The following is a 7,278-nucleotide window of genomic DNA, read 5'->3' as shown; positions in this document are numbered from 1 at the left end:
TTTTCATTTTCGAACCCGCCATATTCACGACTGCCTGCTTCGGCCAATTTTGTATGGGGTCTAAAACGTGGGATCACGATTGGCGGCTTAATAATATTGATTGTGGGCATACTTCATTTAGACAATTTTATGGGTGTATTCCAGCCATTTATTGATAAATGCCTGGAAAAATTGTTAGGGGTAATCTAATCGTTTTATTAACATCTTTTTTCCTGGAGACAGGGTAGCAATGCAAAAACTCAATCCAGGAAGTCTTAGTTTTGGTACCTTCTGATGCTGCCTTTGCCCATTCTGTGGAATGGGCGAGCGCTGCCTTTTTTCATCCAGACAGTATTCGGTCACGCCATGCGGGTGCTGTTTGTCCATGTCTTGCTTTTATCCAGATTTTAAAGCATGTGAAATGACAGAGAGTATTCCATGCAAATAGCTGGGATTTGATTTTCTATCTGTATTTTTTTAATGATGATGTGCGCGCCATTCTGCCGATAAACCGCTTGGTAGCAGTGGATTTGATGCTATAAACTAGTGGATATCGTTTCAGTAAAATCTCTCCGCTTATGAACAATACGGCAAGGGGAAGCCGGCAAAGTGAGTTTTGATTTAGAATTGGAATAGGAATGATGAACCGGAGATTTTTAACCTATAAAGGAGCGTTATCATGAAAACTGTAAAACAACTACTGCACGAAAAAGGGCATAAGGTTACTACGACTAGTCCGGATGCATCAGTGTTCGATGCCATGCAGTTGATGGCAGCCAATAACATTGGCGCTTTGTTAGTCATGAAAGGCGATAGGATGGTTGGAATCCTGACTGAAAGAGATTTTTCGCGAAAATCATATTTGTTGGATAAGCCCGTAAAAGACATGCTGGTGAAGGAAATCATGACGCGCCAGGTAGTCTATGTTGGTTTGGATAACACCAATGAAGATTGCATGTCGCTGATTACCGAGATGCGGGTACGCCACTTGCCAGTCATCGATGAAGGCAAAGTAATAGGGTTACTTTCCATCGGTGATATGGTGAAAGATGCGATTTCAGAGCATCAATTTGTGATCAAACAGCTCGAGCGCTATATATATGACACTCCTGAGATATAGAGATTGCATCACTTATTTGTCCACTCGTCTTTCAATCATGATGTCGTGAACGAGTAAAGCTACTGCTATCTATCGTGGTGCGCAACAAAGGCTTCTGTTGATTATCATCCAGCTTTGACAAAAAACATAGGTTATTTCTGTATAATGGTGCGCCGCTAAAATTGTGCTATTAATATGTAAAATAAGGATTTTAGCGGCCACCTAATAGACGGACTTGCTATATATATTATTTTCTGTTATTCCTGTGTGTTTGATTATTGCTAGGAATTAAAAAAAACGGGAGCATTCAAATGCAGCATGAATTTGGCAAACAAGTTGTTTCTTACCAACCAAAAAAAGGCGAACAATATATGAGCGCTGAGCAGCTTACATATTTCCGCAAGATTTTAGAGGATCTCAGAATTGAACTAGGGCAGGAAATAGATCGAGCGGTTCACGTGATGCAAGAAGAAGCAACAGTTTTTGCTGACCCTAACGATAGAGCTAGCCAAGAGTCCGATATGACGCTTGAGTTGCGTAATCGAGACCGGGAGCGAAAACTCATCAAGAAAATCGATGAAACTATCGCAAAAATTGATGCGGGCGAGTATGGTTATTGTGATAACTGCGGTATAGAAATAGGCTTGAAACGGCTTGAGGCACGGCCTACTGCTTCACTTTGCATTGATTGCAAAACGCTGGAAGAAATAAAGGAAAGACAGTTGGCCAAATAAACACTGTTCAACCTTTTTATCTTATTTTTTTTAGCATGTAACTATGTTCACGTTAGTTATCGAAATAGTTAGCTGCTATGTGTATTAACTAGAGTTTTTATACCCATCGCACTCTAATCCAGCCTTCTCCCCGAGGGGAGAAAAGTATCGATGCCAAATTTTGTAGTGCGATGGGTATAATGTAAAAAGGCTACCGGCTTCCAGTCGTTAGCCTTTTTACAAAATTGCTAGCTTTTTTTGCCACGAAGCAATTCAACGAATTTTTCGCTGAACTGGTATTTAGCGAAATTATTTTTATTGGGTTCAGTTACATTGCTAATGAAGCCATGAGCTTCCAAAGTTTTTAACTGATCTTCCAGGTTATCATGCTCATCCAGGAAATACGCCAGGCAAGGCTTTGTAAGACCCGAACTAAAACGCTGATTTTTCCTGAGAATATAAAACTCTCTCTGGAACTTGTAATCAGGATTATCCATATCCCGCTTCATTTCCTGCAATAGATTGGTATGTTGGCGCCATAACTCGCCAAATAGGTTATTTATTTTTTCGACTGCCTGCTGAGCCACGTATGTATTCCATGAATGTGCGATAACAACGCCCATTGCTGCACCGATTAAAAAACTGAATATCATGCTTAAAGTATCCATTCATATCTCCAAGATCTAACAAATAAGCTTTCTGAGTGAGGCACTATATTACGTCAAAAGAAAGCGTTCGTAGAGTGAAATTAGAACAGCTCTGTTCATTTCCTGATAATAAATTTGCAAAATTTTTGATGGCTGCGACCCACTCCGAGTCGATTTTCGGCATAGATCGGCTTGGCCGGTAGTAGGCGATTCGTCGGGGGAACGCCAAACAAGAACAGCACAGGCAGCTCTGATAGAAACTTCAATACTTTCGCCACGAAGTCTCTGCTGTACAGTCTCAATCAGGAGACGTCCTTGTCTCGCAGGGATTGCAACCTTTCAATCTTTTCCCGGGCACACAGCTCCATTCATGGCAAAACCATAGGCTTCCTGCAACTCCTTGCGCAGACGTTCGTACTATTTATGGGTATCTATTTATGGGTATCGGCTGGCTTGGCTCTCGAGCATTTTCCATCTCCACCTTAGCTTGATCGACCGAATCCTTGATATCGGCAGAGGTCAGATCAAGCTGTCGGGCCGCTTCCGATATCGGAGTATTTATTTATCTGCGCTTGTCATTCCACTGTTTCCGGTATATTATTTCTTAAAAAGAGAACGATCGGTCTACTTTTATAAAGAATAGAAATGCTGCTGAACATTCTTAAATACCAGATACCAATGTGAAATATTTATTTTTGTAATTTGTTTGTCATGGAGGTCTGATGATGGTTGACTCGGATATCAAAAATATCATCAATGGAATTGATCTTGAGCAATCCCAAGTCATATACGACCAGATCAAAAGAGGGGGTGACAGTGATATTGCCAGGCCCAGATATCACGCAACAGTCGTGTGGGACAACGGTTACCACACTACCACCAGCGTAAATGGTGGACGGATAATCATCGGTGATGAGCCGGTTCGCTATGGCGGAGAAGGTATGGGTGTCACACCGCAGGATCTGCTACTCACTGCGGTTGGCCATTGTCTTGCCGCCACGTATATCGGTGGACTGTCAGCTGCCCGGATTAACGTGGAATCGCTCCGCTTGCATGTTTCGGGGCGGATCAATTTCCGGGCGGCTTATGCGATAGAGTCTGGCAATCCTGGATTTGAAGATATAAAAATCGTCGTAGAGATACAAACTGACGCGCCGCAGGAAGAGGTAACCACTCTTTTGAAGAAATTGCAGCGGATAGCACCCATACCGGATACCATCATGCGCCCGGTTCCGGTAAATGTCGAGATTCATCACCATAAATACATTCCACATGACTGACATCCGGTTTTTACAGCAACTCTGCGGGTCGGATCATATGAATCAGCAAGTGTTTCTGATTGAGATCAGAAAGGAGATTAGTAATGAAAGTTAGTGATATCTATGATGTGACAGTAATCGGCGCAGGTCCGGCTGGCTTGTCGGCAGCATATGAATTGACAAAGGCAGGATTGACACCATTGGTATTGGAACGTACATCTGCCGTGGGAGATGTCTGGCGCAATCACTATGATGGTTTGCGTCTGAACACGGGTCGTTTCTTTTCAGCGCTACCTGGCAGTAAATTTCCACGATCTGTCGGGGCATGGCCTTCGCGTGATGAGGTCGTGCATCTGCTTGAAACATTCCCCGTTCGGGGTGGTTTCACTGTACAGACCGGAATCGAAATTAAAAAAGTTGGCTATGACCGTGATCGTGACATCTGGCTGATTATAAGCAGCGATGGCCGACAATTTGAATCACGGGCCGTTGTTATGGCAATCGGTACTTGCCGTATTCCGGTGATTCCTGAATGGGAAGGGAGGGAGACTTTTCCAGGAGAAATCGTTCATTCTTCAAAATTCAAACGTGCACAGGATTATGCGGGAAAGCATGTGCTCGTGATCGGCAGCGGTAATTCCGCGGCTGAGATTGCCAGCAGACTAACTGAATATGCAAGTTCGGTAACGATGTCTGTCAGGACACCGCCGCACTTTCTGCCCAAAAGCATTTGTGGTATCCCGTTTGTAGGTCTGGGAATATGGCTAAGTCATTTACCCAACAATTTGATAGACATACTGCTGGGTTTTCTGCAACGCAGAACGACGGGTGATCTGACAGCTTACGGCCTTCCGTTGCCAACTATGTCCCTCACCAGGCAATACGCTATAAGTAATGTGGTGCCGATCCTATACGGTCCTTTCGCTGATGACGTTCGTGCTGGTCGGATCAAAATCGTCGGGCCGATACAGAAAATTTCGGGGCGGGCGGTGCATATTCTGAACACCGTTGGAGTAGCACAGGATAGTAATAATACCGTAACGACATTGGAACCTGACATCATCGTTGCTGGAACCGGTTTTCGTACCGGAATTCCTGAGCTTGTTCAGATACCAGGAATTGCTGACGAGAACGGTAGGCCAAAAATTTCGGGTGACCAGGAATTCGAAGAAGCGCCTCGTCTTTACTTTATCGGACAAGTCAATCCACTCAGTGGTCAATTGCGGGAAATCCGTCTTGAAGCTGGCAGAATCGCCAGAAAGATCAAGAAACAGCTTGGAGCAAAATAAAATGAAAATATTGGACCTACCAGTGTAATGACCGATGTCGGCATGCTGTAACTATGATGCCTAGAAAAATATCAGTAGAGGAAAAAATACTGCGGACAGCGCGTCGTCTGTTCTGTCGTGTGGGTATTCATGCTACAGGTATCGCCAGGATCATTGAAGAATCGGGCGTATCCCGGCGTAGTCTCTATACGCATTACGGGTCGAAAGAAAACCTGCTCAAGGCCGTATTCGAGGCAGAGGCAAATATATGGTTCCGCTGGTTCGATTTTGATCTTCCGATGATGGAATGCTCTCCTATCGATCGCATCCTGGCATTATTCGATTTAATGCAGGACTGGTTCGACAGTGAAGATTTTTTCGGTTGTGTATTTATCAATGCCGTGGCTGAACATGAGAAAAGCAATGGCTGGATACAGGAAATTGCCAACGGGCACAGAGAGAAAATAAATGCCAAACTCCAGGCAATGGTGGCGGAAAGCGGCGCGCGGGATCCCGAGATAGTAACGGAAAAACTGAGCCTATTGATTGATGGCACTATCGTGACAGCAATGGTTACCGGTAATGGTGAAATTGCGCAAATAGGCCGACTGGCTGCCGAGGATATTTTGCGCAGTACAAAATGAATCTGCACTTTCATAATGAAGAAGTGAAGATAGATGGGGGTCGATAAGGTATATCGATCTTATGATTATCTGGAATGATTCCAAGGAGGAGAAATGGCTACAGTCTGGCAGAATTTATCGATCTATACCCGACGCTTTTTAATTTTTATCGGCATACTGACAAGTGTTGTTCTGATTGGCATGCAGTTTCATGTAAGTTCTCAGGGGGATATGTCGGAAACTTACCCTAAAGGCTTTCGTGGCGGTACATGTACGATTGAGTCCGATACACTACTGATCGGCTATTCCGCTTATTTTATTCCCCATGATTACGAAATACCGGAAGATGCATTGAGTGCAATGTCTGTTCCCATTCTGTGCGGCAAGGTGCCCAGTCCCGGCCTGCTCAGTATTACCATCGATCTGTTGTATCCCGTATCCGCACGAGAACAGCCCGTGGCACTCAGTCTGTCCAGAAAGATGAATGAAAAATCAGAGCAGCCACTTCTGTCGATTCCCGCCAGAAATTATCAGTCAGGCATTATTTCACAGGAAATTCGTATTGATGAGCCGGGAGAATATGTACTCTATCTCTCGGGGGTGGACGAACACCGGACTGATTTTAAGCTGGAAATACCAATCACGGTAGGCACGAAATGGCATGAGCCTTTGATCCAGTTCTGGCCATTGTTATTGTTATCCATTGCGGCCGCTTTTTTTTACAATTTCAGGCGAATAGTTGATTAGTTTTTCTGTTGTCTTGCATGAAAAAGTATCAACTGAAGAGTCTTCTGAAGACTTAACGATAAAACTGGTTGGATATTTATGCTGCATTGAAACAAGCAGTCAAACTGTTTTTTCTTTATAAATTACATTAACGGAGAATTCAATGGCAGGTTATGTTGACGATGTTGCTATTCCTTATGATCAAGGTCTCGGCCCGGTGCTTTTCGAGCATTATGGAGCTGAAATTGCACGACGTACTGCGGAAAGATCACTCCGAGACGTGCTTGAAGTTGCCGCTGGTACCGGCATAGTAACTCGCAAGTTGCGTAATGTACTTGCCAAGAACACACGACTGACTGCAATCGACATCAGTGATTCTATGCTGAATGTCGCCCGTACGAAATTTCTTCCTCATGAACAGGTCGCGTTTCAGATCGCCGATGCGACTGAGCTGCCTTTTGATAACGAAACATTCGATGCAGTGGTCTGTCAGTTTGGGGTGATGTTCTTTGATAAAGAAACGGCTTTTCGTGAAGTCCACCGAGCATTAAGATGTGGAGGGCGTTACCTGTTCAACGTCTGGGACTCGGAACACTATAATCCATTCGCTAGTTTAAGTTTTGAGGTGCTAAAACAATTCTTTCCATCAGATACGCCCAGATTCCTGTTTGATCCCGTTTCCTGTCACGAAATCGATCCCATCAAAGAAATGCTTATCCGTTCAGGCTTTGACCGAATCGTTATCTCAATCCAGCGACGGGAATACGATATTCCGGATGTATTAGCCTTCGCACGGGGAATGATGTTCAGTCCAGTTATCTTTGAAATAAGAGAGCGGGGTGGTATTGATCCTGAGAAGATAATCGAAGCGTTTGCACAAGCACTGATAAAAGAATATGGTTCAAACCCCACACGTTACCCGATGCAAGCGATATTGTTTGAAGCGGAAAAAACATAAGTTCAG

8 protein-coding genes and 1 pseudogene are annotated in these 7,278 nt (G+C 44.1%); 8 read left to right on the top strand and 1 reads right to left on the bottom strand.

Features of this window, described 5'->3' with window-relative positions:
* The 3 genes and pseudogenes from J5I83_RS09690 to dksA form a co-directional block, all read left to right on the top strand.
* Positions 1 to 189: pseudogene (locus tag J5I83_RS09690) on the top strand (hypothetical protein); the annotation flags it as partial.
* Between the two features lie 469 nt (positions 190 to 658).
* Complete coding sequence (locus J5I83_RS09685; RefSeq protein ID WP_304055434.1) at positions 659 to 1,099, top strand: CBS domain-containing protein; 441 nt, start codon at positions 659 to 661, stop codon at positions 1,097 to 1,099.
* Positions 1,100 to 1,389: 290 nt separating this feature from the next.
* Positions 1,390 to 1,812: an RNA polymerase-binding protein DksA gene (gene dksA / locus J5I83_RS09680; RefSeq protein WP_304055431.1), complete on the top strand. Its 423-nt coding sequence runs from the start codon at positions 1,390 to 1,392 to the stop codon at positions 1,810 to 1,812.
* Positions 1,813 to 2,039: 227 nt separating this feature from the next.
* Here the strand turns inward: dksA and J5I83_RS09675 are convergent, their stop codons facing one another.
* The gene (locus J5I83_RS09675) at positions 2,040 to 2,459 is read right to left on the bottom strand and encodes a hypothetical protein (protein ID WP_304055429.1); all 420 of its coding nucleotides are present in this window, start codon (positions 2,457 to 2,459) and stop codon (positions 2,040 to 2,042) included.
* A gap of 704 nt (positions 2,460 to 3,163) precedes the next feature.
* Between J5I83_RS09675 and J5I83_RS09670 the strand changes: the two genes are divergently transcribed.
* From J5I83_RS09670 to J5I83_RS09650, 5 genes are all read left to right on the top strand, one after another.
* Positions 3,164 to 3,718: an OsmC family protein gene (locus tag J5I83_RS09670; RefSeq protein ID WP_304055425.1), complete on the top strand. Its 555-nt coding sequence runs from the start codon at positions 3,164 to 3,166 to the stop codon at positions 3,716 to 3,718.
* 83 nt (positions 3,719 to 3,801) lie between these two features.
* A complete protein-coding gene (locus J5I83_RS09665; RefSeq protein WP_304055422.1) occupies positions 3,802 to 4,986 on the top strand; it encodes an NAD(P)/FAD-dependent oxidoreductase in 1,185 nt (394 codons plus the stop codon).
* A 56-nt stretch (positions 4,987 to 5,042) separates the two neighbouring features.
* The gene (locus J5I83_RS09660; protein ID WP_304055420.1) at positions 5,043 to 5,609 is read left to right on the top strand and encodes a TetR/AcrR family transcriptional regulator; all 567 of its coding nucleotides are present in this window, start codon (positions 5,043 to 5,045) and stop codon (positions 5,607 to 5,609) included.
* 93 nt (positions 5,610 to 5,702) lie between these two features.
* Positions 5,703 to 6,335 (top strand): hypothetical protein, encoded by a 633-nt coding sequence (locus tag J5I83_RS09655; protein WP_304055417.1) that lies wholly within the window; start codon positions 5,703 to 5,705, stop codon positions 6,333 to 6,335.
* 142 nt (positions 6,336 to 6,477) lie between these two features.
* Positions 6,478 to 7,272 carry a class I SAM-dependent methyltransferase gene (locus J5I83_RS09650; RefSeq protein ID WP_304055414.1) on the top strand — a complete coding sequence of 265 codons (795 nt, stop codon included), beginning with the start codon at positions 6,478 to 6,480 and terminating at the stop codon, positions 7,270 to 7,272.
* Positions 7,273 to 7,278: the final 6 nt, after the last annotated feature.

Source organism: Nitrosomonas communis, from assembly GCF_024102715.1.
In the GTDB taxonomy this organism is placed as follows: Bacteria; Pseudomonadota; Gammaproteobacteria; order Burkholderiales; family Nitrosomonadaceae; genus Nitrosomonas; species Nitrosomonas communis_B.
This window is presented reverse-complemented; position numbering and strand designations above follow the sequence as displayed.

Excerpts from the sequence above, each read along its gene's own strand:
- J5I83_RS09685 (WP_304055434.1), top strand. The coding sequence starts at position 659 with ATGAAAACTGTAAAACAACTACTGCACGAAAAAGGGCATAAGGTTACT.
- dksA (WP_304055431.1), top strand. The coding sequence starts at position 1,390 with ATGCAGCATGAATTTGGCAAACAAGTTGTTTCTTACCAACCAAAAAAA.
- J5I83_RS09675 (WP_304055429.1), bottom strand. The coding sequence starts at position 2,459 with ATGGATACTTTAAGCATGATATTCAGTTTTTTAATCGGTGCAGCAATG.
- J5I83_RS09670 (WP_304055425.1), top strand. The coding sequence starts at position 3,164 with ATGGTTGACTCGGATATCAAAAATATCATCAATGGAATTGATCTTGAG.
- J5I83_RS09665 (WP_304055422.1), top strand. The coding sequence starts at position 3,802 with ATGAAAGTTAGTGATATCTATGATGTGACAGTAATCGGCGCAGGTCCG.
- J5I83_RS09660 (WP_304055420.1), top strand. The coding sequence starts at position 5,043 with ATGCCTAGAAAAATATCAGTAGAGGAAAAAATACTGCGGACAGCGCGT.
- J5I83_RS09655 (WP_304055417.1), top strand. The coding sequence starts at position 5,703 with ATGGCTACAGTCTGGCAGAATTTATCGATCTATACCCGACGCTTTTTA.
- J5I83_RS09650 (WP_304055414.1), top strand. The coding sequence starts at position 6,478 with ATGGCAGGTTATGTTGACGATGTTGCTATTCCTTATGATCAAGGTCTC.